This is a genomic window from Enterobacter cloacae complex sp. P47BA, assembly GCF_014930485.1.
In the GTDB taxonomy this organism is placed as follows: Bacteria; Pseudomonadota; Gammaproteobacteria; order Enterobacterales; family Enterobacteriaceae; genus Enterobacter; species Enterobacter bugandensis.
Window position 1 is genome coordinate 115,334 of record NZ_JADBRF010000005.1, and the last position, 25,779, is coordinate 141,112.

Genomic DNA, 25,779 nt, shown 5'->3' on the forward strand with positions numbered 1-25,779 from the left:
GCCGCGGTGATACAGGTAAACCTATACGCTTTATTCACAGGGATTGCCTGATATACTCATTTGTCTTGCTAAATAAGGAGTAAAAGCGCCCATGAATGCCGAAAAATCCCCGGTGGCACACAACGTTGACCACGAAGAGATTGCCAAATTTGAAGCGGTGGCGTCCCGCTGGTGGGATCTCGAAGGTGAGTTCAAACCGCTGCATCGCATTAACCCGCTGCGTCTGGGCTATATCGCGGAGCGTTCCGGCGGTCTGTTCGGTAAGAAAGTGCTCGACGTCGGCTGCGGCGGCGGCATCCTGGCGGAGAGCATGGCGCGCGAAGGGGCCACCGTCACCGGCCTGGACATGGGCTTCGAGCCTCTACAGGTTGCCCGTCTTCATGCGCTGGAGTCCGGTATACAGGTGGAATATGTGCAGGAAACCGTGGAAGAGCACGCGGCAAAACATGCCCACCAGTACGATGTGGTGACCTGCATGGAGATGCTGGAGCACGTTCCGGATCCGCAGTCCGTGGTAAACGCCTGTGCAAAACTGGTGAAGCCGGGCGGCCAGGTCTTCTTCTCGACAATTAACCGCAACGGTAAAGCCTGGCTGATGGCCGTGGTCGGCGCAGAATATGTGCTGCGCATGGTGCCGAAAGGGACGCACGACGTGAAGAAGTTTATCAAGCCTGCCGAACTGCTGGGCTGGGTTGACCAGACGTGGCTTAAGGAGCAGCACATCACGGGCCTGCACTACAACCCGCTAACGGATAAATTCAAACTTGCCCCGGGCGTGGATGTTAACTATATGTTGCATACAACCGCCAAAAACGACTAACGTCATCCGTTATTCTTATAATGATTGCGCGACATCATGTTGCGCAATTCTGACCTCCCGTTGAAGAAATCAGCACTCGATCAAATTTTGAATTTTTTTTCTAAATTATTGACATCTCTTCCAGGCCTTACGGTACGAGGACTTACGCTTTTTTACCCTTTCACAACCTCAATTTAACCTCAAAATCAACCCTTGTGCTGAAAAGATTCGATACTAGAATACTCACCATATAGCGTTTTTCTTATCGCAAACCCCCTATATGTAGTATTTATCCACAGAGTTAGTCACAAGACGGATCTGTGGATAAGCGGGGGATATTTTTTATTTCACGGACAGGTAAAACCCACATGAATCAGAGTCTGCTGGTGACAAAGCGCGACGGTACTACCGAGCGTATCAATCTGGACAAAATCCATCGAGTTCTCGACTGGGCAGCAGAAGGACTGAATAACGTATCTATATCCCAGGTTGAACTGCGTTCTCACATTCAGTTCTACGACGGCATCAAAACGTCTGATATCCACGAAACCATTATCAAAGCAGCGGCGGATCTGATCTCCCGCGACGCACCGGATTATCAGTACCTCGCTGCGCGTCTGGCGATTTTCCACCTGCGTAAGAAAGCCTACGGCCAGTTCGAGCCGCCAAAGCTTTACGATCACGTGGTGAAAATGGTTGAGCTGGGCAAATACGACACGCATCTGCTGGAAGACTATACGGAAGAAGAGTTCGAGCAGATGAACGGGTTTATCGATCACTGGCGCGACATGAACTTCTCCTACGCGGCGGTGAAGCAGCTCGAAGGCAAATACCTGGTTCAGAACCGTGTGACCGGTGAGATCTACGAAAGCGCCCAGTTCCTCTATATTCTGGTGGCCGCCTGCCTGTTCTCAAACTACCCGCGCGACACCCGTCTGGACTACGTGAAGCGTTTCTACGATGCGGTATCGACGTTCAAAATTTCTCTGCCAACGCCGATCATGTCTGGCGTGCGCACCCCTACTCGTCAGTTCAGCTCTTGCGTACTGATCGAGTGTGGTGACAGCCTGGATTCCATCAACGCCACCTCCAGCGCCATCGTGAAATACGTCTCCCAGCGTGCCGGTATCGGCATCAACGCCGGTCGCATCCGCGCGCTGGGCAGCCCGATTCGCGGCGGTGAAGCGTTCCACACCGGCTGTATCCCGTTCTACAAGCACTTCCAGACGGCGGTAAAATCCTGCTCTCAGGGCGGCGTGCGCGGCGGCGCAGCGACCCTGTTCTACCCAATGTGGCACCTGGAAGTGGAAAGCCTGCTGGTACTGAAAAACAACCGCGGCGTGGAAGGCAACCGCGTGCGTCACATGGACTACGGCGTGCAGATCAACAAGCTGATGTACACCCGTCTGCTGAAAGGGGAGGACATCACCCTGTTCAGCCCGTCCGACGTCCCGGGCCTGTACGACGCGTTCTTCGCCGATCAGGACGAGTTCGAGCGTCTGTACACCAAATATGAAAAAGACGACAGCATCCGTAAACAGCGCCTGAAGGCGGTAGACCTGTTCTCCCTGATGATGCAGGAGCGCGCCTCTACCGGCCGTATCTACATCCAGAACGTTGACCACTGCAATACCCACAGCCCGTTTGATCCGGCGGTTGCGCCAGTGCGCCAGTCTAACCTGTGCCTGGAGATCGCCCTGCCGACCAAACCGCTGGAAGACGTGAACGACGAAAACGGCGAAATCGCCCTGTGTACGCTCTCCGCATTCAACCTGGGTGCGATTAAGAGTCTGGACGAGCTGGAAGAGCTGGCCGTGCTGGCGGTACGTGCGCTGGATGCCCTGCTGGACTACCAGGATTACCCAATCCCGGCCGCTAAACGCGGCGCAATGGGCCGTCGTACCCTGGGTATCGGCGTGATCAACTTCGCCTACTGGCTGGCGAAAAACGGCAAGCGTTACTCCGACGGCAGCGCTAATAACCTGACGCACCAGACGTTCGAAGCGATTCAGTACTACCTGATGAAAGCCTCTAACGAGCTGGCGAAAGAGCAAGGCGCGTGCCCGTGGTTCAACGAAACCACCTATGCAAAAGGCATTCTGCCGATCGACACCTATAAGAAAGACCTGGATGCGATCGTCAGCGAGCCGCTGCACCTGGACTGGGAAGGCCTGCGCGAGTCCATCAAAACGCACGGCCTGCGTAACTCCACGCTTTCTGCCCTGATGCCGTCCGAGACCTCTTCGCAGATCTCCAACGCCACCAACGGTATTGAGCCACCGCGCGGCCACGTCAGCATTAAAGCGTCGAAAGACGGCGTGCTGCGTCAGGTGGTGCCGGATTACGAAACGCTGGGCAACAACTACGAGCTGCTGTGGGAGATGCCAAACAACGACGGCTACCTGCAGCTGGTGGGTATCATGCAGAAGTTTATCGACCAGTCGATCTCTGCCAATACTAACTACGACCCGACGCGCTTCCCGTCCGGCAAGGTACCGATGCAGCAGCTGTTGAAAGACCTGCTGACCGCCTACAAATTTGGCGTGAAAACGCTGTACTATCACAACACCCGTGACGGTGCAGAAGACGCGCAGGACGACCTGGTACCGTCAATTCAGGACGATGGCTGCGAAAGCGGCGCATGTAAGATCTAATGAAGGGCGGGGATATCCCCGCCTTTATTTCGTAAGACAGGACACACTCATGGCATATACCACCTTTTCACAGACGAAAAACGACCAGCTCAAAGAGCCAATGTTCTTCGGCCAGCCGGTCAACGTGGCACGCTACGATCAGCAAAAATATGACATCTTCGAAAAGCTGATTGAAAAGCAACTCTCCTTCTTCTGGCGTCCGGAAGAAGTTGACGTTTCCCGCGACCGTATTGATTACCAGTCGCTGCCGGATCACGAAAAGCATATCTTCATCAGCAATCTGAAGTACCAGACGCTGCTGGACTCCATTCAGGGCCGTAGCCCGAACGTGGCGCTGTTGCCGCTGATCTCGATTCCTGAACTGGAAACCTGGGTGGAAACCTGGGCGTTCTCCGAGACGATCCACTCCCGCTCTTATACCCACATCATCCGCAACATCGTGAACGATCCGGCGGTGGTGTTTGACGATATCGTCACTAACGAGCAGATCCAGAAGCGCGCGGAAGGCATTGCGCACTACTACGACGAGCTGATCGAGATGACCAGCTACTGGCATCTGCTGGGCGAAGGCACCCACAGCGTGAACGGCAAAACCGTTACCGTGAACCTGCGCGCGCTGAAAAAGCAGCTGTACCTCTGCCTGATGAGCGTTAACGCCCTGGAAGCGATCCGCTTCTACGTGAGCTTCGCCTGCTCCTTCGCCTTTGCCGAGCGCAAGCTGATGGAAGGCAACGCCAAAATCATCCGTCTGATCGCTCGTGACGAAGCCCTGCACCTGACCGGCACCCAGCACATGCTGAACCTGCTGCGCAGCGGTACGGACGACCCGGAGATGGCGGAAATCGCCGAAGAGTGCAAGCAGGAGTGCTACGACCTGTTCGTGCTGGCGGCTCAGCAGGAGAAAGAGTGGGCTGACTACCTGTTCCGCGACGGCTCCATGATTGGCCTGAACAAAGATATTCTGTGCCAGTACGTGGAGTACATCACCAACATCCGCATGCAGGCGGTTGGTCTGGACCTGCCGTTCCAGACGCGCTCTAACCCGATTCCGTGGATCAACACCTGGCTGGTATCCGATAACGTGCAGGTTGCGCCGCAGGAAGTGGAAGTGAGCTCTTATCTGGTCGGTCAGATTGATTCTGAAGTCAACACCGACGACCTGAGCGACTTCCAGCTCTGATGACGCGCGTAACGCTGAGCCTTTCTGGCACCGAAGTGCTGTGCCAGGATGAGCACCCTTCCCTTCTGGTGGCGCTTGAAGCGCATCAGGTGGAGGTAGAGTACCAGTGTCGTGAAGGCTATTGCGGCTCCTGCCGCTGCCGTCTGGTCGCAGGCCAGGTGGACTGGCTGACCGAACCGCTGGCCTTTATCAGTGAAGGGGAAATTTTGCCCTGCTGCTGCCGGGCAAAAGGCGATATTGAGATCGAGATGTAAAAAAGGGCCTTACGGCCCTTTTTCTATTTTAAGAACGTCACCGCTTTATCCGGGAAATCCGTAAACAGCCCGTCCACGTCCGCCTGCTTATACAACACCTCGTAAAGCTGATTCACATCGGTGGCATATGGCGGCAGCTGGTCGGCACGCACCGTGTACGGATGCACCTGCATCTTGCTGGCGTGCGCCTCTTTCACCATCGCCGTCAGCTTCACGTGGCCAGGCGTTGAGCCTTCCGCCACCAGCATGTGATAATCCGGCCCGATGCCGTCAGCGTACTGCGCAATCTGCTTCATCGCGCCCGGCTTGAACATCCAGTCGTAGCTGTAGTTCACCCACTTCCCGTCCGGCTGTTTCTCCTGGGTTTCATTCCAGTCGGTGTAGGCAATCAGCTGCACCAGATTGAGATCCATCCCCATCTTCGGCTCCAGCTCGGTTTTGATGCGCTTCAGCTCGGCGGCGTCAAAACACTGCAGGTAAACTTTGTCCTTCTTGCTGGTGTAGCCGTACTGTTTCAGCACCTCCAGCGTCTTCGCGGCAATGTCCTTCCCTTCCTGATGGTGGAACCACGGCGCTTTGATTTCCGGGTAGATACCGATGTTTTTACCGGTGGAGTGGTTCAGCCCCTGAACAAACTCAATCTCTTCCTGGAAGGTATGGATCCGGAAGTCAGATTTGCCCATCGGGAAACGTTCCAGGTAGACCTGCACCTTCTTGCCGTTTTCAATCTCAAAGCCTTCGGTAAACTTCAGAGAGCGAATTTCATCCAGGGTAAAGTCGATGGCGTAGTAACGACCGTCTTTGCGCGCGCGGTCCGGGAAACGCTCCGCCACGTCCGTGACGCGGTCAAGATAGTGGTCATGCAGGACGACCAGCTGGTCGTCCTTCGTCATCACCAGATCCTGCTCCAGGTAATCCGCGCCCTGGGCATAGGCCATCGCTTTCGCCGGCAGCGTATGCTCCGGCAGGTAGCCGCTGGCACCGCGGTGGGCGATAACGATTTTATCCGCCGCCAGGGCAGAGCCTGTTATCAGGCCTGCCAGCAGCAGGCCGGTGGTTAATGGAGTTAATTTCATCGCAATGCTCCTTATTGACGACGCGCCAGCACTTCCGCGTGGTGACGTTTCTCGCCGATCATCACAACAACCAGCAGCAGAACCGCCAGCACGCTGCCGCCGATCATCACCATAAAGCCGCCGTCCCAGCCGAAGAAGTCAACGGTGTAGCCCACGATAGCGCTCGCCGCGACGGAACCGCCGAGGTAGCCAAACAGACCGGTAAAGCCTGCCGCCGTGCCCGCCGCTTTTTTCGGTGCCAGCTCAAGCGCGTGCAGACCGATCAGCATCACCGGGCCGTAAATCAGGAAGCCGATAACGATCATACAGGCCATGTCTACTGATGGGTTACCCGGCGGGTTAAGCCAGTAAACGACAGTCGCGATGGTCACCAGGGTCATAAAGAACACGCCCGTTGCGCCGCGGTTGCCTTTAAACACTTTGTCCGACATCCAGCCGCAAATCAGCGTGCCCGGGATCCCGGCGTATTCATACAGGAAGTACGCCCAGGAGGATTTATCCAGCGCGAAATGCTTAACCTCTTTCAGGTAGGTCGGGGACCAGTCGAGGATGCCATAGCGCAGCAGGTATACGAACACGTTCGCCACCGCGATGTACCACAGCAGCTTGTTCGGCAGCACGTACTTCATGAAGATCTGTTTCGCGGTCAGCTCTTCTTCGTGCTTCTCGCTGTAATCATCCGGATAGTCGTTTTTGTACTCTTCGATTGGCGGCAGCCCGCAGGACTGCGGCGTATCGCGCATCAGGGCGAAGGCAATAATCGCCACCAGAATAGCACCAAAGGCAGGCATGTAGAGCGCCGCGTGCCAGTCGTTGAACCAGGCCATCCCCAGCAGGAACAGCAGAGGTGGAAGCCCGCCCCCGACGTTATGCGCGCAGTTCCACACCGACACAATGCCGCCACGCTCCTTCTGCGACCACCAGTGCACCATGGTACGTCCGCACGGCGGCCACCCCATCCCCTGGAACCAGCCGCAGAGGAACAGCAGCACGAACATGATGGCAATGCTGGACGTCGCCCACGGCACAAAGCCCATGAACAGCATGACCGCTGCCGCGAGGATCAGACCGGCGGGCAGGAACACGCGCGGATTCGAGCGGTCCGACACGGAACCCATGATGAATTTAGAAAAACCGTAGGCGATGGAGATCCCCGACAGCGCGAAGCCCAGGTCGCCGCGTGAGAAGCCCTGCTCCACCAGATACGGCATGGCGAGCGCAAAGTTTTTACGTACAAGATAGTACGCCGCATACCCGAAGAAGATCCCGAGGAAGATTTGCCAACGCAGACGGCGGTAGAGAGGATCGATCTCTGCCTCTGGCAGTCGCGCCCGATGCGGCGCAGGTTTGAAGATACTGAGCATAACAGCCTCCGTGGCCTTTCAAAAAATGACCAGGCATCTCGCGCCCGGTTACAGAGGCGGGGATGTTAAAAAAACATGCGGTTTGTTACTGTGAATCAACGCACAGATTGTTACAGAAATATGACAGAATGCGCAAAAAAGCGCATGAAATCACGTTTCAGTTTCGAATTTCGCGCGTTTATGTTCGAAATCAAACAAACCACACGATCTATGTGGCTAAATGCTAAAAAACGAACATAGAGGAAAGGCAATGACAATTCACGATCCACGCTACAGCGATGTGATTATCATTGGCGGTGGCGCAACCGGCGCCGGCATCGCACGCGACTGCGCCCTTCGCGGCTTAAGCGTCACGCTTCTGGAGCGCCACGATATCGCCACCGGCGCGACGGGGCGTAACCACGGCCTGCTGCACAGCGGCGCGCGGTATGCGGTCACCGACGGTGAATCCGCGCGCGAATGTATCGCTGAAAACCAGATCCTCAAGCGTATCGCCCGACACTGCATAGAGCCGACCGACGGTCTCTTTATTACCCTTCCCGAAGATGACCTCGCCTTTCAGTCAACCTTTATAACCGCCTGTACTGCCGCGGGCATTCAGGCTGAGGCCATGGATCCGGCTCTGGCCCGGCGGCTGGAGCCGTCGGTGAACCCGACGCTGATCGGCGCGGTGAAGGTGCCTGACGGCACCGTCGATCCGTTCCGCCTGACCGCCGCCAACATGCTGGACGCCCGCGAGCATGGCGCGCGCATTCTGACCGGACATGAAGTGACCGGGCTTATCCGCGAGGGTCATCGCATCTGCGGCGTGCGGGTGTTTGATACGCAGTACAACGAGCACAGCGAGCTGCACGCCGCCGTGGTGGTCAACGCGGCGGGGATCTGGGGCCAGCGCATCGCGGAATACGCCGACTTATCCATCCGCATGTTCCCGGCCAAAGGTTCGCTGCTGATCCTTGACCACCGCATCAATAACCACGTCATCAACCGCTGCCGCAAACCGTCTGACGCCGACATTCTGGTGCCGGGCGACACCATTTCGCTCATCGGTACGACGTCAACGCACGTTGACTACAGCGACATTGACGTCAACCGGGTCACCGCCGAAGAAGTGGATATTCTGCTGCGCGAAGGGGAAAAGCTGGCGCCGGTGATGGCGCAGACGCGTATCCTGCGCGCCTACGCGGGCGTGCGTCCCCTTGTCGCCAGCGATAACGATCCGAGCGGACGTAACGTCAGCCGGGGCATCGTGCTGCTCGATCACGCCGAGCGCGACGGCATGGACGGGTTTATCACCATTACCGGCGGCAAGCTGATGACCTACCGGCTGATGGCCGAGTGGGCGACCGATGCCGTCTGCCGCAAGCTCGGAAATACCGAACCGTGCGTTACCGCAGAACAGCCGCTGCCGGGATCGCGCCAGTCTACCGAAAAAACGCTGCAAAAAATCATCTCCCTGCCCGCGCCGCTGCGCGGTTCGGCCATCTACCGCCACGGCGACAGAACGCCGCAGTGGCTCGGTGAAGGACGACTGAGCCGCAGCCTGGTGTGCGAGTGCGAAGCCGTTACCGCAGGCGAAGTGCAGTACGCGGTAGAGAACCTGACAGTCAACAGCCTGTTGGATCTCCGCCGCCGCACCCGCGTCGGAATGGGGACCTGTCAGGGCGAACTGTGCGCCTGTCGTGCCGCCGGGCTGCTGCAGCGTTTTCATACCACCACCGCCACCCAGTCGCTCGATCAGCTCAGCGCGTTTCTGAACGAGCGCTGGAAAGGCATTCAGCCTGTCGCCTGGGGCGATGCTCTGCGCGAAAGCGAATTTACCCGCTGGGTCTATCAGGGACTTTGCGGCCTGGAGAAGGAGCAATACGATGAAATTTGATACCGTAATCGTCGGCGGCGGGCTGGCAGGCTTGCTCTGCGGCATCAAACTCACGAAGCAGGGGCTGCGCTGCGCCATTATCACCCGCGGCCAGAGCGCCCTGCACTTCTCGTCGGGATCGCTGGATCTGGTGGACGAAGCGTACCGCGACAGGCTGCCGCCGGAGCACCCCTATCACCTGGTTGGCGCGCAGCATATTGACCGCTTTGCGCTGGAAGCCGAAGCGCTGCTGGCGGGCTGCGGCGCGCGTCTGAAGGGAAGCGCCAGGCAAAATCACCAGCGCATCACGCCGCTCGGCACCCTGCGCTCCGCGTGGCTCAGCCCGGAGGAAGTCCCCGTGGCCCCCGTCAGCGCGGGACGAGTGCGGGTGGTGGGTATTAGCGGCTTTCTGGATTTTCAACCCCATCTCGCGGCGGCCTCGCTCTGTCGCCATGGCATCAACGCCGACACGGCAGAAATAGAGCTGCCCGAGCTGGATATCCTGCGCGATAACCCGAGCGAGTTTCGCGCGGTGAATATCGCCCGTTTTCTGGATAACGAGGAGAAATGGCCGCTGCTGTATGAGGCGCTCAGGCCGCTCGGTGAAACCTGCGATGCCCTGATAATGCCCGCCTGCTTTGGTTTAAACGACAACCGGCTCTGGCGCTGGCTCTCGGATCGTCTGCCCTGCACGCTCGGTTTGCTGCCGACGCTTCCCCCTTCCGTACCCGGCATTCGTCTGCACACCCAGCTTCAGCGCCAGTTTGTTGCGCAGGGCGGCGTATGGATGGCGGGTGACGAGGTGAAAAAAATCACCCTGACCGACGGCGCGGTGAGCGAAATCTGGACGCGCAACCACGAGGATATTCCGCTTCGCGCCCGCTATACGGTGCTGGCGAGCGGGAGCTTCTTCAGCAACGGGCTGCTGAGCAGCCGGGAGGGCATCCGGGAAGCGATTATGGGGCTGGATGTGCGGCAAACCGCTTCCCGCGCGGACTGGTATCAGTGTGATTTCTTCACGCCGCAGCCCTGGCAGCAGTTTGGCGTAATTGTCGATAACCGGCTACATCCGCAGCTTTCCGGTATGCCCGTCGGTAATCTTTTTGCCATCGGCTCACTGCTGGGCGGATACGATCCGATCCCCCAGGGATGCGGCGGCGGGGTTTGCGCCGTCACGGCGCTGTATGTAGCCGAGCAGATTATTCAGCGCGTGGAGGCTGAACAATGAACGATACCCGTTTCGAAAGCTGCATTAAATGCACGGTCTGTACCACCGTCTGCCCGGTCAGCGGCGTAAACCCGCGCTACCCTGGGCCAAAGCAGGCCGGACCGGACGGCGAGCGCCTGCGCCTGAAGGACGGCAGGCTGTACGACGAGGCGCTGAAATACTGCATCAACTGCAAGCGCTGCGAGGTCGCCTGCCCGTCGGACGTAAAAATCGGCGACATCATCCAGCGCGCCCGGGCGCGCTACAGCACGCAAAAGCCGACACTGCGCGATGCGATCCTGAGCCATACCGATCTGATGGGCAGCGTCTCCACGCCGTTTGCCCCGCTGGTAAATGCCGCAACCTCACTCAAGCCGGTGCGTCAGCTGCTGGATGCCACGCTTAAAATAGACCATCACCGCAGCCTGCCAAAATATTCTCACGGCACCTTCCGTCGCTGGTATAAAACCGTCGCGGAGCAGCAGGCGCAGTACGACGATCGGGTAGCCTTTTTCCACGGCTGCTATGTGAACTACAACCACCCGCAGCTGGGAAAAGATCTGCTGAAGGTGCTGAACGCCATGGGAACAGGCGTACAGCTGCTTAGCAAAGAGAAGTGCTGCGGCGTGCCGCTGATTGCCAACGGGTTTACCGATAAAGCGCGCAGGCAGGCCAAAAGCAACGTCACCTCCCTGCGCGAAGCGATTGTCGATAAAGGCATGCCGGTGCTGGCGACGTCGTCCACCTGCACCTTCACCCTGCGCGATGAGTATCCGCACCTGCTGGACGTGGATAACGCCGGACTGCGTGAGCACATCGAGCTGGCGACGCGCTTCCTCTGGCGCAAGCTGGACAGCGGGCAGACGTTGCCGCTGGGAACATTGCCGCTGAAGGTGGTCTATCACACCCCGTGTCATATGGAGAAAATGGGCTGGTCGCTCTATACGCTGGAGCTGCTGCGGTTAATTCCGGGGCTGGAGCTGACGGTGCTGGATTCGCGCTGCTGCGGCATCGCAGGCACCTACGGCTTTAAGCGTGAAAACTACGAAACCTCGCAGGCAATTGGCGCCCCGCTGTTCCGCCAGATTGAAGAGAGCGGCGCGGATATCGTGGTGACGGACTGCGAAACCTGTAAATGGCAGATTGAGATGTCCACCAGCAAGCGCTGCGAACATCCGATTACCCTGCTGGCGAAAGCGCTGGGCTGAACGTTGCCGGGGCGAAAGGCCCCGGCACAGGCATTACTCAACGAACAGCGACTCGACAACGTTAATCCAGCCGTGCTCGCTGGCGACCTCTTTGCCGTTGAGCCAGCGGCGCAGCATATTCAGCGCCATCATGGCGCACACCTCCTGACGCACCACCAGGCTGTGGCGGGTGATGCTCATTTTTACCCGCAGCGCCCAGGTGCCTTCCGGCGTCGCCAGCGCGAAGTTGAGGTAATCCTCATCCAGCCCGCCGACAAACAGCGCCAGACCGGCAAAATGCTTCACCCTTCTTTCGGAAGCCCAGCGGGCGGTTTGCGCCAGGGTCTCCTGCTGAAACGGCACCACTTCGCTGGCGAGCAGCGGCGCGTTGACGCGCGACAATTGCAGCGCCAGCAGGCCACCGCTGAACTGCTCGCTTAAGGTCACGCTGAGCTGGCGAGTCTGCAGATGTTTTGCAATCTGCTCAGGCAACCCTTCCGTCCCTTCAAAAATAAGGCTTTCGCCCGCCACGCGCTGCACCTCAGGCCACAGGGCCAGCATCGCCTCTTTCTGCGTGGCCGGTCCTGTTAATTTGAGTTCAATGATCGGCATAGAGGAGCGATAGCCCATGGAGACGCCCGGCGGCAGCGGAAGGTGGTCAAGGCTCTGGGCCAGATCGCTTTCCGAGCGGCCAAAGGTGGTCAGGCGCAGGCACAGCGGAGGTTCAGGCAGAGTAAAACGCTGGCGAAGGCGCGGCAGGATCTGCTGCTCGACCATCACCTTAAATTCGGAAGGCACGCCCGGCGTGAAGAACATCAGGCAGCGGTTCAGCTGCATGGCAAACCCGCATGCGGTACCGACCGGGTTATCAACCAGCTCGGCGCTGGCGGGAATTTCAGCCTGTTTACGGTTGCTGGGGGCCATGACGCGGCCACGTTCGGTGAAAAAGCGCTCCATCTGCGAAAGCCACGCCTCGTGCAGCACCAGCCCTTCGCCTTTTGCGGTCGCGGCGGCCAGCGCGCTGAGATCGTCACTGGTGGGGCCGAGCCCGCCGTTCACGATCAGCACGTCGCACTGTTCACTGCGCTCGCGCAGAACAGCGACCAGTGACTCCAGATTGTCGCCCACGGTATTGCGGCGCGTTAACGGTAATCCTTGCTCAAAGAAAAGATCGGCAAGCCAGGCAGCATTGGTATCAATAATCTGTCCGTGCAGCACTTCGTCGCCGGTGGATAACATCTCCACGTTAATCATTGTGTTCTCCCGCTTATTTGGTCAAAACACTATAGCGCAAACGCGGGGTGGAGATGAGAGAAACTGGCGCGACGGAACGCCGCGCCGGAACGATTAGAAGCCTGCGCTCACGCCCACGTACGGGCCGTCAGCCAGCGCGTTATCGCGGTTGCCGTCTTTACCGGCCAGGTTCAGATAACGGTAGCCCGCTTCGATGGTAATCGGACGCATGATGGTCCAGCGCGCGCCGGCGTTGGCTTCTTCATAGCTGTCGATGCCGCTGGAGAGGGAATCCGGAGAGTAGTAGTACTCGCCAAACAGGCCGAAGCTGTCGCCAATTTTCCACTGCAGGCCGCCGCCCACAGCCGCCGCATACCCTTCATCACCGTCATTTGGGTTGGTGTAGATACCTTTACCGCCAACGGTGGCCAGGAAAGGGCCAAGAGGAATATTCAGACCGAGGCCGAGGCTTGCCGCGTCGCCGTCGTCATCGTTGTGCGTCCAGCCGCCGGTCATTGCCAGACCGGAGGTGTCAGTACCCATGCCAAAACCGAGGTGGGTATAGTCCTGACCCGCCGAACCATTAATGCTAATGGCGTTAGCCGCCGCAGATACAACCATCAGGCCGAGGCCCAGTAATGCCACTTTTTTCATTGTCGCGATCCTGCATAATTATAGAGAAGTCCCCAAAACCGCGAGATTTTAACCTGAGTCTGCGGGGGATCAAGCACTCTGCGTGCGGCGGACAGGAAGATTGTAATGATTTGAAACCCCCGGCTTTTTTACGTAAGCAGCAGAAAGCGCATTTTGACGCAAAGGCCACCCAGCGTTTCGCTGCGAGTCAGCTGCAAATGGCTGCGGTGCAGCCGGGCGATATCCCCCGCCAGCGCCAGCCCAATCCCGGAACCGGCGGCGTTCCCGACGTTGTCCAGACGGTGGAAAGGCTGCATCGCCTGGTAGATCTGATCCTCTTCAATGCCGGGGCCGCTGTCCTCAACGCTCAGCTCAACGGCACCGCCATCCACGCGCAGGAAAACGGTCACGGTCCCGCCTGCAGGCGTATATTTAATCGCGTTCTCCAGCAGGTTGGCGCACAGCTCGCCCAGCAGAACGTCATCGCCTTCGATCGTGACCGGCTGCTGTACACCGTCATATCCTAAATCAATCGCCTTGCTCCGCGCCTGCGCCAGCCGGGAAAAGCAGCAGTTCTGCACCACCTGAACCAGATCCACAGGCGTAAAATGACGATCCCCCTGCTCTTTTCCCTTCACCGCTGAAAGCTGCAGCAGCCGCTCGGTGAGCACGATAGTGTCGTCCAGGGTGGCATTCATTGCCCGCAGACTCTCCTGCCACAGGGCGGGATCCTGACGCGCGAGGGCGACGGAGACCTGGGTTTTAAGCACCGCCAGCGGCGTTTTGAGCTGGTGCGACGCATCCGCGTTAAAGCGTTCCTGACGTGAAAGCACGCCGCGCAGCCGGTCGATATAGCGGTTAAAGGCGACTATCAGCAGCCGGGTCTCCGACCAGGGCAGCAGCTCCGGCAGCGGTGCGAGCAGGCCCGGCTCGCGCCGCACCATCAGTGACGAAAGCTGGCGCATTGGGCGCAGCACGCGGCGCAGCAGCCATGCGGTCAGCACCAGCGTCAGCAGCACCAGCAGCCCCTGTGAAACCCAGGATGAAAAGAGCAGCTGGCTGGCGAGATAGCGGCGGGACTGGAGCGTCTCGGCGACGTAAATCTCCGCCATGCCAAAAACATTATCTTCATTTACGGGCTGCAGCAGGCGCGCCACCCGAATCGCCTGGCCGCGATATTCGGTGTGGTAAAACCAGGCCAGCGCCGGATAGAGCGTGGTGCGCGACGTCGCAGGCGGCATCTTCGGCAGATCGTCATAGCCGGAGATCACCCGTCCGTCGGGGTCGACCACCTTATAGTAGAGCCGGTCGTTCATGTTGAGCTCAAAGCTGTCGAGCACCACCCAGGGCACGTCCACCGCCAGCCTGCTGTTGCGCACCTCCAGCCGCTCGGAGATGGTGCGGGCAGAGGATAACAGCGTGCGATCGTAGGCCTGCGTGGCCGCCTGCAGCGCGCTAACGTAGCTGTTAAAGGCCGACAATCCCCACAGCAGCAGCAGCGGTAGACCCAGGAAAAGCAGCAGCTGCAGATAGAGCGACTGCGGCTTAACCCACCTCATCGCCGCACTCCAGCACGTACCCAAGCCCCCGAAGGGTGGTTATCCGCACGCCGCTGCCGGTCAGCTTCTTACGCAGCCGGTGAATATAGAGATCGATGCTTTCAGGGCTGACGTCGTCGTTCAGGCTGAACACCTGGTCGAAAAGCTGCTGTCGTGAAACCGGACGGGTCCGGCGGTGCATCAGCACTTTCAGCAGGGAGAGCTCCCGCGGCGTCAGAGAAAGCGGTTCATCGCGCAGCAGGAAAAAGCCCTCGTCGTCATACTCCAGCTCCCCAAGGCGCTGGCGCTCCTGCGTTCGACCCTCGCTTCGGCGCAACAGGGCGCGCAGACGCGCGTCAAGCTCCTCCAGCTCAAACGGTTTTGGCAGATAGTCATCTGCCCCGGCGTTCAGTCCCTTCACCCGATCCGCCACGTTGCTGCGGGCGGTAAGAAACAGCACCGGCAGCGTCTGCCCCCGTTTTCTGAGGCGGTGGACCACTTCCAGGCCGTCAAAACCGGGCATGCCGATGTCCAGAATAGCGACCGCGTAGTTTTCACCCTGCAGCAGATGGTCGGCGGCACGTCCGTCGGAGACGCAGTCCACGGCAAAGCCCTCCTGCACCAGCGCTTTCTCCAGCCAGTGAGCCAGCTCACGATTATCTTCTGCGAGTAAGAGACGCATATCACATCCTGTAAAGTTGGTGTCCCGTTGAAAGGGAAATGAAAGGTTATTGTTTTAACAATCACGCAACGGAACCGCTACAAGGTGGTTCACATAATCAGAAAAAAGACCCGTACCCCCGGCGTGAGGATAAACGATGAAAAAACAATTACTTTCTACCCTTGCTGCAAGCGTATTGCTGTTGAGTACGTCTGTCGTTCAGGCCCAGGACGCTCCGTCCCGTACCGAATGTATCGCCCCGGCCAAACCGGGCGGCGGTTTCGATCTCACCTGCAAGCTTATTCAGGTCAGCCTGCTGGAGACGAAGGCCATTGAGAAACCGATGCGCGTCACCTACATGCCAGGCGGCGTGGGCGCGGTGGCCTATAACGCGATTGTCGCGCAACGTCCGGCGGAAGCGGGAACGGTGGTGGCCTTCTCCGGCGGCTCGCTGCTGAACCTGTCGCAGGGCAAGTTTGGCCGCTACGGTGTGGACGACGTGCGCTGGCTGGCGACCGTCGGCACCGACTACGGAATGATTGCCGTGCGTGCCGATTCCCCGTGGAAATCCCTGAAAGATCTGCTGACCGCTATGGAAAAAGATCCGAACAGCGTGGTGATTGGCGCAGGGGCGTCTATCGGCAGCCAGGACTGGATGAAAGCGGCCCTTCTCGCCCAGCAGGCGAAGGTTGACCCGCACAAGATGCGCTACGTGGCCTTTGAGGGCGGCGGCGAACCGGTCACGGCGCTGATGGGCAACCACGTTCAGGCCGTTTCCGGCGATCTCAGCGAGATGGTGCCGTACCTGAGCGGGGATAAAATCCGCGTGCTGGCTGTCTTCTCGGAAAACCGTCTGCCGGGCCAGCTGGCGAACGTCCCGACCGCCAAAGAGCAGGGTTATAACCTGGTCTGGCCGATCATCCGCGGCTTCTTCGTCGGGCCAAAAGTGACCGACGCCGAGTACCAGTGGTGGGTCGACGCGTTCAACAAACTCCAGCAGACCGAAGAATTTAAGAAACAGCGCGATCTGCGCGGACTGTTTGAGTTTAACCTGACCGGTAAGCCACTGGATGAGTACGTCAAAAAACAGGTGAATGACTACCGCGAACAGGCGAAAGCCTTTGGCCTGGCGAAATAACCGGAGGCGCTATGAGCGATCGTATTTTTGCCGGGATATGGCTGCTGCTCTGCGTTGGCGGGATGTTTGTCGCCTGGCAGATCCACAGCGAATACAGCTATGAACCCGTGGGACCCCGCCCCTTCCCGATGGGCATCGTCGGCCTGATGCTGCTCTGCTCGGTGGCGCTGCTGCTTCGCCACCCGGATACCGTCGAGTGGCCGCCGCGTCGCATTCTGCAGCGTCTGCTGGTGATGGTGATTGTCCTGCTGATGTATGCCTGGGGCTTTGAGTGGCTCGGCTTCCCGGTGGCGACCGCCATTCTGACGATGGTCATCGGCATGCTGTTTAACGCCACCCTCCCCGCGGCGGGGATCTCAGGCGTGGTGATGGGGATTTTACTGTGGTACGCCTTTGACCGCCTGCTGGACGTGACGTTACCGCTCGGCGCCTGGCTTAATTAACGGAGCACGCTATGGATACCTGGATTTACCTCTCGCAGGGGTTCGCCGTGGCGATGACCCCGGAAAACCTGGTGATCGCCCTGATCGGCTGTTTCGTGGGCACGATTGTCGGCCTGCTGCCGGGCCTTGGGCCGATCAACGGCGTGGCGATTTTACTCCCGCTGGCGTTTGCCCTGCATCTGCCTGCGGAATCGGCACTGATCCTGCTGGCAACGGTCTACATTGGCTGTGAATATGGCGGACGCATTTCGTCGATCCTGCTTAACGTGCCGGGGGATGCGGCGGCGATCATGACCGCGCTGGACGGCTACCCAATGGCGCGGCAGGGACGCGGCGGCGTGGCGCTCTCCATCTCTGCGGTCAGTTCATTCTTTGGCTCACTGATTGCCATTGGCGGCATCATTCTGTTCGCTCCTGCGCTGGCCCAGTGGTCGCTGGCGTTTGGTCCGGCAGAATATTTTGCCCTGATGGTGTTCGCCATTGCCTGCCTCGGCAGCATGATGGCGCAAAATCCGCTGAAGTCGTTTTTATCCGCGCTGATTGGCTTAGGGTTAGCCACCGTCGGCGTGGATGCCAACACCGGGGTCTATCGCTTTACCTTCGACAGCGTTCACCTGTCCGATGGCGTGCAGTTCATTGTCGTCGTGATCGGCCTGTTCTCTGTCTCTGAGATCTTACTGATGCTGGAGCATACCAGCAGCGGGCAGACGCTGGTGCGCAAAACCGGCCGGATGCTCTTTAGCGCTAAAGAGGGCGCGCAGTGCATCGGCGCCACGCTGCGCTCGTCGGTGATTGGCTTCTTCGTCGGCATCCTGCCGGGCGCCGGGGCCACTATCGCCAGCGCCATCACCTACATGACCGAGAAGAAGCTCAGCGGCAATAGCGACAGCTTTGGTAAAGGCGATATTCGCGGCGTCGCCGCGCCTGAGGCGGCCAATAACGCCTCGGCCTGCGGCTCGTTTATCCCGATGCTGACCCTGGGCGTGCCGGGATCCGGCACCACGGCGGTGATGATGGGCGCGCTGACGCTCTATAACATTACGCCCGGCCCGGCGATGTTTACCGAGCAGCCTGATATTGTCTGGGGGCTGATTGCCGCGCTGCTGATCGCCAACGTGATGCTGCTGGTGATGAATATCCCGCTGATTGGGCTGTTCACCCGCATGCTGACGATTCCGCTGTGGTTCCTGGTGCCCGCCATTGCCGCCGTCTCTGCGGTGGGGGTTTACGCGGTGCACAGCACCACGTTTGACCTGGTGCTGATGGTGGTCCTCGGCGTGTTCGGCTACATCTTGCGAAAAATGCACTTCCCAATGTCTCCGCTGATTTTGGGCTTTGTGCTGGGTGAGATGCTGGAGCAGAACCTGCGCCGCGCCCTGTCCATCAGCAACGGTAATGTGTCGATACTGTGGGACAGCAGCGTCGCGAAGGTTCTGTTAGCGCTCGCGGTCATGGTGATTGTGGTGCCGCCGGTGTTGCGCCTGCTGCGTCGTCGCCAGCGCAAACCGGAGCCGGATATCGGCTAACTATACGGAAAGCTGGGCATTGACCCACTGCTTTAACGCCTGGCGGGAGATCTTAATCCCGCCATTTTTTAGCTCAGCCGGCAGCACCAGCCAGTGAACGGGCTGCTCAAAGCGCGCCAGCCTGCCCTGTACCCAGGTCGGGAAACGGGTGATATCCGTTCCCGGCTCGCACTCCACCACCGCCACCGGACGCTGTCCAAACTCGGCGTCATCCAGCGGGACGATAAACACCTGGTTAATCTGCGGGTGCGCGGCGATAACGCGCTCCAGCGATTCCGGCTGGATCCCCTCTCCACCGCTGAAAAAGAGATTGTCCATGCGGCCTAAAATCGTCAGACGGTCGCCATGCCATTCCCCGCGATCGCGAGTGGCAAACCAGCCCTGCGCGTTGGTCAGCGGTATCAGGGCGCCGTCCCGCCAGTAGCCGGAAGCCATGCTCTGCGCTTTGATCCAGACTTCACCGTTAACGACCTGCACCTCTCTGCCCGGCAGCGCACGGCCCACGTCCGGATCGCCGTCAGCCTCTTTTGCGCAGACGGTAGAGGCAAACTCGGTGAGGCCGTAGCCGCAGTACGTCCGAACGCCCTGTTCCCGGGCCTTTTGCGTCAGCGTTACGGGAATGGCCGCCCCGCCGAGCAGCACCGCTTTCAGTGCGATGTGGCTTTCGCTATTGAGGAGACGCCAGAGCTGGGTCGGCACCAGCGAGGCGTGGGTGCAGCCGCGTAGCGCCTGCTCCAGCGGCTGCTTCTCGCGCACGGTTAAGCGCGCACCGGCCTGCAGCCAGCGCCATAAAATCCCCTGGCCGGAAACGTGAAACAGCGGCAGCGAAAGCAGCCAGTCGTCGTTATCCCCGTAGGGCATCAGCGACAGCACGCCGCGGGCGCTGGCAAGATGGGCGGCGCAGGTATGCACCGCCGCCTTCGGCAGCCCGGTGGAGCCGGAGGTGAGCGTCATGGTGGCCAGCCGCGCCGGCTGCCACGCAGCGCAGTACGCATCCGCTGGCTCGCACATGCTCAGGCCATGAAGGCCGTCGTAGCTGCCGTCCAGCACCAGCGCAAAGCGCAGCGTCATCTGCGGGATCAGCACGTCGAGCAGCGGGCGCGGCAGCTGCGGATTAACGGGAAGAATACGTGCCCCGCACTGAAGCAGCGCCAGCCACGCCAGCAGCGTTTGCGGGTGGTTATAGGCCAGCAGCAGTACGCCATCGCCCTCCGCCACGCCCTGCTGGTGAAACCCTGCCGCAAGGTGGTCGACGCGCGCGCACAACTGCTGCCAGGTGAGCGCTTCATCATTCAGCCTCAGGGCCGGTTTATCGGCAAAAAGCGCGCGCCAATGACGCCAGGGCCAGTCGGTAAAACTCATAGCAACGGCTCCAGCGCCTCTGCGTCGAGGCACGGCAGCGTGCTGGCAGGCCACTCGCGGAGAAGCTGAGCCTGCATCAGGTTCAGCGTGTCGAGGCCGGGAACCGTGTCCGGCGTTAACCAGGCGGCAATGCGCGCCAGCTGGGTCAGCCCCAGGCTGGACTCTATCGACGAGCTGATCACCGCCGTCAGCCCCAGCGCGTGCGCCGCCGAGACCTGCTCGCGCACCTTCGCCAGGCTGCCGGTTAGCGTCGGCTTAATCACCACCGCGCTGACGCCGGGCTCGGCGACAAATTCAAAATCGTCCTCGCGCAGACTTTCATCCCAGGCGATGGCGATCCCCGTTTCGCGGGCAAAGGCGCGCGAATCATCGCGGGTTTTGCACGGTTCTTCGAGGAAGGCAATGCGGCTGCGGTACGCCGGGTTGACGTACTTCGCGAACTGCTGCGCCTTAAGCGGCTTCCACGCGCGGTTGGCATCCAGACGCAGGTGCAGATCGGGGATTGCTTCCAGCAGCAGGTTGGCGACCATGCCGTCACGCACCGCTTCGTAGAGACCGACTTTGATTTTCGCCACTTTCTCGCCCGGCATGGCGGCGAGCAGCGCGAACAGCTCGTCCGGGTCGCCCGTGCAGAGCGGTGCCGCGCGATAGTTAGCCTCTTCCGGCAGGCTACCGTCCAGCTCCGCCAGCGCGCAGCTGATGCCAAAGGCGGCGGAACGCGTGTCCGGTAATGCCGGGTTTGCGCCCTCACGCCACGCCTTTACCCACGTCAGCAATGCAGACTGCGCCTCATCCAGCGACTCCAGGCTAAAGCCCGGCAGAGGCGAAATCTCGCCCCAGCCTTCCCGCTCGCCCTGCTGCAAATGCACGAAGAAGCCGTCACGGGTTTTTAAACGCCGTTCACGCAGCACCACGCCCGCGTCCATCGGTATCTGCCAGCGGTAAACCTGCGCGCGACGCATTACGGATTCCGTTTGTATTTGCTGAAGTCTGGCTGGCGTTTTTCGTTAAACGCGTTGCGTCCTTCCTGACCCTCTTCGGTCATGTAGAACAGCATGGTGGCGTTACCCGCCAACTCCTGCAGACCCGCCTGACCGTCACAGTCGGCATTAAGTGCCGCTTTCAGGCAACGCAGCGCCATCGGGCTGTTTTGCAGCATCTCTCGGCACCAGCGCACGGTCTCTTTTTCGAGATCGGCAAGCGGCACCACGGTATTCACCAGGCCCATATCCAGCGCTTCCTGTGCGTTGTACTGGCGGCACAGGAACCAGATTTCGCGGGCTTTTTTCTGCCCGACGATGCGCGCCATGTAAGAGGCACCCCAGCCGCCGTCGAAGGAGCCCACTTTCGGGCCGGTCTGGCCGAAGATGGCATTTTCCGCAGCGATGGTCAGGTCGCACATCATGTGCAGCACGTGGCCGCCGCCGATGGAATAGCCCGCCACCATCGCCACCACCGGTTTCGGGCAGGTGCGGATCTGGCGCTGGAAATCGAGGACGTTCAGGTGGTGCGTACCCGCATCGTCCTGGTATCCGCCGTAGTCGCCGCGCACCTTCTGATCGCCACCGGAGCAGAAGGCCTTCTCGCCTTCACCGGTCAGCACGATCACGCCGATACTGTCGTCGTAGCGCGCATCCGCCAGGGCCTGAATCATCTCTTTGACGGTCAGCGGACGGAAGGCGTTACGCACCTGCGGACGGTTGATGGTTATTTTGGCAATGCCGTCGGCGGATTTGTGGTAACGAATGTCGGTGTAGCCTTCGGAGCAGTCCTGCCATTCAACCGGCGCATAAAGCATATGTTCATCAGGATAGATCATAGAGTGTCCTTTATTCGAAGACGCAGTATCTGAGCCAGACTCGCGGCAACCGCGTCGGGGTTTTCCCGGTGGGCGTTGTGTCCGGCGTTTGGAATCGCATGGCGAACGGCGTCCAGTTCAGCGGCCAGGGCCGCGAACTTCTGGTCACGTTCACCGTAGAGATAGTCAAAAGGGAAATTGCATACGCTAATCGCGGCACGCAAATCGGGCTGCACGGCCAGCGACGTTGCTTCGAGCATCTTCGCCAGCGTCGCGCCGTTGTTCTGGCTGCGCAGGGCGATAAGCGCCTTGCGCTGGTGGTCAGTGAGGGAAGCAAATACCGGCTGTTGATACCAGTCGGTAAATACCTTTTCCAGCGGTTCGGTGCGAAAACGCGTCGCCCAGCGGCGGTCGGATGTCCACCGCGCGTGACGCTCATCCTCATCCTGCAGGCCCGGATGTCCACCTTCAACGATCACCCCCAGCAGCCCCTTCGGCTGCTGGCAGGCATAAAACATCGCAATGCGGCCGCCGAGGGAGTACCCCACCAGCCAAAAGTTCAGTATGTTGTAACTAAGCAGGGTTCGGGTAAGCAACGTGCTCATCTCGTCGAACCCCGTCACGGCAATATTCCCGGACTCACCGTGGCCCGGCAGGTCAAGATAGAGCCGGGAATACTCGCCGAGTTGCTTCCCGACAGCCTGCCACTCACGGCAGTCGCCGGAAAAACCGTGCAAAAAGACCAGCCAGGGATAGCCCGGTTTTCCGGCCTGCTGCACGCCCGAGAGGATCACAGCTGGCTCACCTGCGCCAGCAGGCTTTGCAGGGTCTGCGCGCCATCGGCCTCGTTCACCACCAGCTCAATCAGCGTCGCGCCCGGCTGCTTCCAGGCGGTGCTTAACGCCGCTTCCAGCTGTTCCCAGCTTTCCGGGCGATGGTATTTCAGGCTGAACATCGCCGCGGCGTGTTCAAACTGCACGTTCTGCGGCATCAGGTAGAAGCGCTCGCGCTCGCTCTGGGGCGTTGGCAACAGGGAGAAAATCTGCCCACCGTTGTTGTTGACCACAATCAGCACAAACGGCGCGGACGCCTGACGCAGTAGCGCCAGCGCGTTGAGATCGTAGAGCGCGGAGAGATCGCCCACGATCGCCAGCGTCGATTTCGCGCTGGCGCGCTGCACCCCCGCCGCCGTCGAGATCAGCCCGTCGATGCCGCTGGCACCGCGGTTGCTGTACACCGGGTAGCCCGCCGGCAGCTGCGAAAAGGCATCGATCAGCCGCACGACCAGGCTGTTGCCGACAAACAGCTGCCCCTGTTCCGGCAGGTATTGGCGAATACGGTGCGCCAGCCCGGCCTCGCTGAATGTCTCACAGCGCGCTTTGGTGATTTCCCACGCCTGACGCGACAGCTCAGGGATCGCCACCGCCCAGGGCTGACGTTTTTCCGCCGGGTGCAGTTCCAGCCAGCTATCAATTTTGCTCACCAGACGACGGCCGCGATGGTGCGCCGGGTCGAGCCGCCCTTCCAGTGCGTCCACCACCCAGTACTCTTCCGGCGTGCAGGTCGCCTGCCACTGCAGCAGACGTTTTCCGGTCAGGCTTGCGCCGATCTGGACCACAATCTGCGCCTGCGAAAGCTCAGTAACCGCTTTCGCGTTACCCAGCCAGAGATCGGCGCACGGCAGCGGCTGGCCAGTCTGGGAAAGCACGTCGCCAATCAGCGGCCAGCCGAGTGTTTGCGCCCATTCGGCGACCAGCCTGCCTTCGGCGGCGCTCATGCGCCCGGCGATGACCACGCCTCGCTTCTGCCGCCAGAAGAACCAGTCGCGCTGTTTCGCGCTCTCAAGATGCGTCTGCTCGCGCAGCCACGGCTTTTCGCTCTGCCACCATTCGCCGAGCGACCGCTGCCAGTCAAGGCCGGTATCGTCCAGCTCGCCGTACAGCGGCTCGGCAAACGGGCAGTTGATATGCAGCGCCCCGCTGCGCAATGTCGCCATGGCGTGATCGACGGTCGAGACCAGCCAGCTTGCAGGAATATCCTGGGTGGGACGCGGTAACGAAACCGTCTGCGAAGGGTGCGTAGAAAAAAGTCCGGGCTGGCGAATAGCCTGATTGGCGCCGCAGTCGATTAGCTCAGGCGGACGGTCGGCCGTCAGCAGGATCAGTTTTTCACCGGTTAACCCGGCCTCAATCAGGGCCGGATAGAGGTTCGCCACGGCGGTACCGGAAGTGACAATCACCGCCACGGGTTCTTTGCTGACCTTCGCCAGCCCGAGCGCGAGATGCCCCAGGCCTCGCTCGTCAAAGTGGGTGTGGTGAACAAACGCCCGGTTTTCAGCCGCCGCCAGCGTCAGCGGCGTTGAGCGAGAACCCGGTGCAATACACACGTGCCTGACGCCATGGCGCGTCAGGGCTTCAAGGATCACCGCCGCCCAGCGTCGGTTAAAAGAACTTACTGACATGAGATTGTCCGGTATCAAGAATGCGACACAGTATAAATAATAGAAAAAATTGGAATTTTGATATGAATCGGGATTGCGCGAATCAGTATTAATCCCTTAGGAGCAGAGAGCGCAATCCGGCGGCTTTGTTTTCGATCTCCTGCCACTCCTGCTCCGGGTCAGAGCCGCTGACAATGCCCGCTCCGGCGTAAAGCCGCAGAGCGTCTTCCTGTACGCGCGCCGAGCGCAGCGCCACGCAGAATTCGCTTTGTTCGGGGGATAAATACCCGGCCGAACCGGCGTACCACTCGCGGTTAAAGGGTTCAACGTGCTGAATAAACTCGCGCGCTGGCTGTCGCGGAAGCCCGGCAACCGCCGCCGTCGGCTGTAGCACGTGCAGGCACAGCTCATCGTCGGCCTGCTTGAGCTCGGTCCAGATACAGCGGCGTAAGTGCTGCACTTTGCGCAGGCGGACGACCTGAGCCGGCAACACCTCCAGCGTCTGCGTATGGTGTTGAAGACGCTGGCAAATATCTTCCACCACCAGCATATTTTCGCGCTGGTTTTTATCGTCATTCAGCAGCCACTCGCCCAGACGCTGCGCCTGTTTATCGTCAGTATGGCTGGCGACGGTGCCCGCCAGCGCTTCGGTGCGCAGCAGCTTGCCGCGCCGCCGCCAGAGACGCTCGGGCGTGGAGCCGAGAAACGCGTTGCTGGCGTCGAATATCATGCAGAAATGATAGCAGTTTAAATTCAGGGCGCGGCTGGCGGCCATCAGCGCGACGGGGTTAACGCGCTGTTTACACTGCAGGTCGGTGGCTCGGGCGAGAACGACCTTTTCGAAATCACCGCGTGCAATTGTCTCTGTCGCTTTGCCGATAAGGCTAAGCCATTGCGGTTTTTCCGGGTGATGGGTTTCGCGCTCAACCTGCACGGAGAGCGGACGGATCGGTCTGGCGGGAAGCAGTTGCTGTAAGAACGCCCGCGCGGTGTCGGCATCGTCCTCAAGCGAGCTGTCGCTCCACAGCTGCAGACGCAACGTGGCGTTGCCAGCGGTACGTCGCCACAGCAGACGCGGTAAAAAGAGGCTGCCCTGCTCCGGGTTAAACGCGTTCAGGCCGCAGATTCGGGTATCTTCAGGGGCGTGTTGCGCACTTAAAAACTGCGAGGCTAACGCCAGAGAGGAGAATTGGACCACCGCTCCCAGCGCGGCCAGCTCTTCATCGCCGTTACGCTGTTGCCAGTAAAACTGGGGATAGCACTGCTGCTCGCCCAGCCAGGCAAGGGGATCGAAGGCATCGTTTAACGGGAAAGAGACGTCGAAATGACGCAGGCCGGATGTGGCAGGTAACGCTTGCGAAAGATGGCTACGCAATTGTTCCAGCGCGAGGAAAATCGAATTCACGCGAACCTCTCCCTGTTAAAACC

General features: G+C 59.8%; 22 protein-coding genes. 10 read left to right on the top strand and 12 right to left on the bottom strand.

From position 1 onward, the window contains the following. The first annotated feature begins 91 nt into the window (after positions 1–91). The 4 genes from ubiG to yfaE all read left to right on the top strand — a co-directional run bounded on the left by ubiG (position 92) and on the right by yfaE (position 4,887). On the top strand, positions 92–820 hold the full coding sequence (gene ubiG, locus IM299_RS07600; protein WP_020690665.1) for a bifunctional 2-polyprenyl-6-hydroxyphenol methylase/3-demethylubiquinol 3-O-methyltransferase UbiG: 729 nt from the start codon (positions 92–94) through the stop codon (positions 818–820). A gap of 347 nt (positions 821–1,167) precedes the next feature. After that, entirely contained in the window at positions 1,168–3,453 is a 2,286-nt protein-coding gene (nrdA, locus tag IM299_RS07605; RefSeq protein WP_028013905.1) for a class 1a ribonucleoside-diphosphate reductase subunit alpha, read from the top strand. A gap of 49 nt (positions 3,454–3,502) precedes the next feature. Beyond that, positions 3,503–4,633, top strand: coding sequence for a class Ia ribonucleoside-diphosphate reductase subunit beta (gene nrdB / locus IM299_RS07610; RefSeq protein ID WP_041908962.1), 1,131 nt, complete (start codon positions 3,503–3,505; stop codon positions 4,631–4,633). After that, the gene (gene yfaE / locus IM299_RS07615) at positions 4,633–4,887 is read left to right on the top strand and encodes a class I ribonucleotide reductase maintenance protein YfaE (protein WP_047367977.1); all 255 of its coding nucleotides are present in this window, start codon (positions 4,633–4,635) and stop codon (positions 4,885–4,887) included. The genes nrdB and yfaE overlap by 1 nt, the downstream gene beginning before the upstream one ends. A 23-nt stretch (positions 4,888–4,910) precedes the next feature. On the opposite strand, the gene glpQ is transcribed toward yfaE, so the two are convergent. Both glpQ and glpT read right to left on the bottom strand, forming a co-directional pair. Beyond that, positions 4,911–5,963, bottom strand: coding sequence for a glycerophosphodiester phosphodiesterase (gene glpQ, locus IM299_RS07620; protein WP_193357273.1), 1,053 nt, complete (start codon positions 5,961–5,963; stop codon positions 4,911–4,913). Between the two features lie 11 nt (positions 5,964–5,974). Continuing rightward, complete coding sequence (gene glpT, locus IM299_RS07625; RefSeq protein ID WP_028013908.1) at positions 5,975–7,327, bottom strand: glycerol-3-phosphate transporter; 1,353 nt, start codon at positions 7,325–7,327, stop codon at positions 5,975–5,977. 250 nt (positions 7,328–7,577) lie between these two features. Between glpT and glpA the strand changes: the two genes are divergently transcribed. Genes glpA through glpC form a run of 3 tightly spaced genes read left to right on the top strand, consistent with a single transcriptional unit; the run spans position 7,578 to position 11,600 of the window. Further along, complete coding sequence (glpA, locus tag IM299_RS07630; protein ID WP_193357274.1) at positions 7,578–9,206, top strand: anaerobic glycerol-3-phosphate dehydrogenase subunit A; 1,629 nt, start codon at positions 7,578–7,580, stop codon at positions 9,204–9,206. After that, entirely contained in the window at positions 9,196–10,413 is a 1,218-nt protein-coding gene (gene glpB / locus IM299_RS07635; RefSeq protein WP_193357275.1) for a glycerol-3-phosphate dehydrogenase subunit GlpB, read from the top strand. The genes glpA and glpB overlap by 11 nt, the downstream gene beginning before the upstream one ends. Next, a complete protein-coding gene (glpC, locus tag IM299_RS07640; protein WP_047363036.1) occupies positions 10,410–11,600 on the top strand; it encodes an anaerobic glycerol-3-phosphate dehydrogenase subunit GlpC in 1,191 nt (396 codons plus the stop codon). Before glpB ends, glpC begins: the two co-directional genes overlap by 4 nt. Positions 11,601–11,633: 33 nt before the next feature. On the opposite strand, the gene IM299_RS07645 is transcribed toward glpC, so the two are convergent. The 4 genes from IM299_RS07645 to tctD all read right to left on the bottom strand — a co-directional run bounded on the left by IM299_RS07645 (position 11,634) and on the right by tctD (position 15,665). Then, positions 11,634–12,833, bottom strand: a complete 1,200-nt coding sequence (locus IM299_RS07645) for a nicotinamide mononucleotide deamidase-related protein YfaY (protein ID WP_193357276.1) — start codon at positions 12,831–12,833, stop codon at positions 11,634–11,636. Positions 12,834–12,926: 93 nt separating this feature from the next. Beyond that, on the bottom strand, positions 12,927–13,466 hold the full coding sequence (locus IM299_RS07650; RefSeq protein ID WP_028013913.1) for a YfaZ family outer membrane protein: 540 nt from the start codon (positions 13,464–13,466) through the stop codon (positions 12,927–12,929). Between the two features lie 128 nt (positions 13,467–13,594). Continuing rightward, complete coding sequence (locus IM299_RS07655; protein WP_041908953.1) at positions 13,595–15,004, bottom strand: sensor histidine kinase; 1,410 nt, start codon at positions 15,002–15,004, stop codon at positions 13,595–13,597. Then, on the bottom strand, positions 14,991–15,665 hold the full coding sequence (gene tctD / locus IM299_RS07660) for a transcriptional regulator TctD (protein WP_028013915.1): 675 nt from the start codon (positions 15,663–15,665) through the stop codon (positions 14,991–14,993). Before tctD ends, IM299_RS07655 begins: the two co-directional genes overlap by 14 nt. A gap of 136 nt (positions 15,666–15,801) precedes the next feature. Between tctD and IM299_RS07665 the strand changes: the two genes are divergently transcribed. Genes IM299_RS07665 through IM299_RS07675 form a run of 3 tightly spaced genes read left to right on the top strand, consistent with a single transcriptional unit; the run spans position 15,802 to position 18,751 of the window. Further along, positions 15,802–16,782, top strand: coding sequence for a tripartite tricarboxylate transporter substrate binding protein (locus IM299_RS07665; RefSeq protein WP_047363034.1), 981 nt, complete (start codon positions 15,802–15,804; stop codon positions 16,780–16,782). Between the two features lie 11 nt (positions 16,783–16,793). Further along, entirely contained in the window at positions 16,794–17,225 is a 432-nt protein-coding gene (locus IM299_RS07670; protein WP_014884622.1) for a tripartite tricarboxylate transporter TctB family protein, read from the top strand. Positions 17,226–17,236: 11 nt separating this feature from the next. Continuing rightward, positions 17,237–18,751: a tripartite tricarboxylate transporter permease gene (locus IM299_RS07675; protein ID WP_041908947.1), complete on the top strand. Its 1,515-nt coding sequence runs from the start codon at positions 17,237–17,239 to the stop codon at positions 18,749–18,751. Here IM299_RS07675 and menE read toward each other — a convergent pair whose 3' ends face one another. From menE to menF, 6 genes are all read right to left on the bottom strand, one after another. After that, positions 18,752–20,113, bottom strand: coding sequence for an o-succinylbenzoate--CoA ligase (gene menE, locus IM299_RS07680; protein ID WP_193357277.1), 1,362 nt, complete (start codon positions 20,111–20,113; stop codon positions 18,752–18,754). Next, complete coding sequence (menC, locus tag IM299_RS07685; RefSeq protein WP_193357278.1) at positions 20,110–21,075, bottom strand: o-succinylbenzoate synthase; 966 nt, start codon at positions 21,073–21,075, stop codon at positions 20,110–20,112. Before menC ends, menE begins: the two co-directional genes overlap by 4 nt. Further along, complete coding sequence (gene menB / locus IM299_RS07690) at positions 21,075–21,932, bottom strand: 1,4-dihydroxy-2-naphthoyl-CoA synthase (RefSeq protein ID WP_028013920.1); 858 nt, start codon at positions 21,930–21,932, stop codon at positions 21,075–21,077. The genes menC and menB overlap by 1 nt, the downstream gene beginning before the upstream one ends. Next, positions 21,929–22,705 carry a 2-succinyl-6-hydroxy-2,4-cyclohexadiene-1-carboxylate synthase gene (gene menH, locus IM299_RS07695; protein WP_193357279.1) on the bottom strand — a complete coding sequence of 259 codons (777 nt, stop codon included), beginning with the start codon at positions 22,703–22,705 and terminating at the stop codon, positions 21,929–21,931. Before menH ends, menB begins: the two co-directional genes overlap by 4 nt. Continuing rightward, positions 22,702–24,372, bottom strand: coding sequence for a 2-succinyl-5-enolpyruvyl-6-hydroxy-3-cyclohexene-1-carboxylic-acid synthase (gene menD, locus IM299_RS07700; RefSeq protein ID WP_060571949.1), 1,671 nt, complete (start codon positions 24,370–24,372; stop codon positions 22,702–22,704). Before menD ends, menH begins: the two co-directional genes overlap by 4 nt. A gap of 88 nt (positions 24,373–24,460) precedes the next feature. Beyond that, a complete protein-coding gene (gene menF / locus IM299_RS07705) occupies positions 24,461–25,756 on the bottom strand; it encodes an isochorismate synthase MenF (protein ID WP_045259697.1) in 1,296 nt (431 codons plus the stop codon). Positions 25,757–25,779 lie beyond the last annotated feature (23 nt).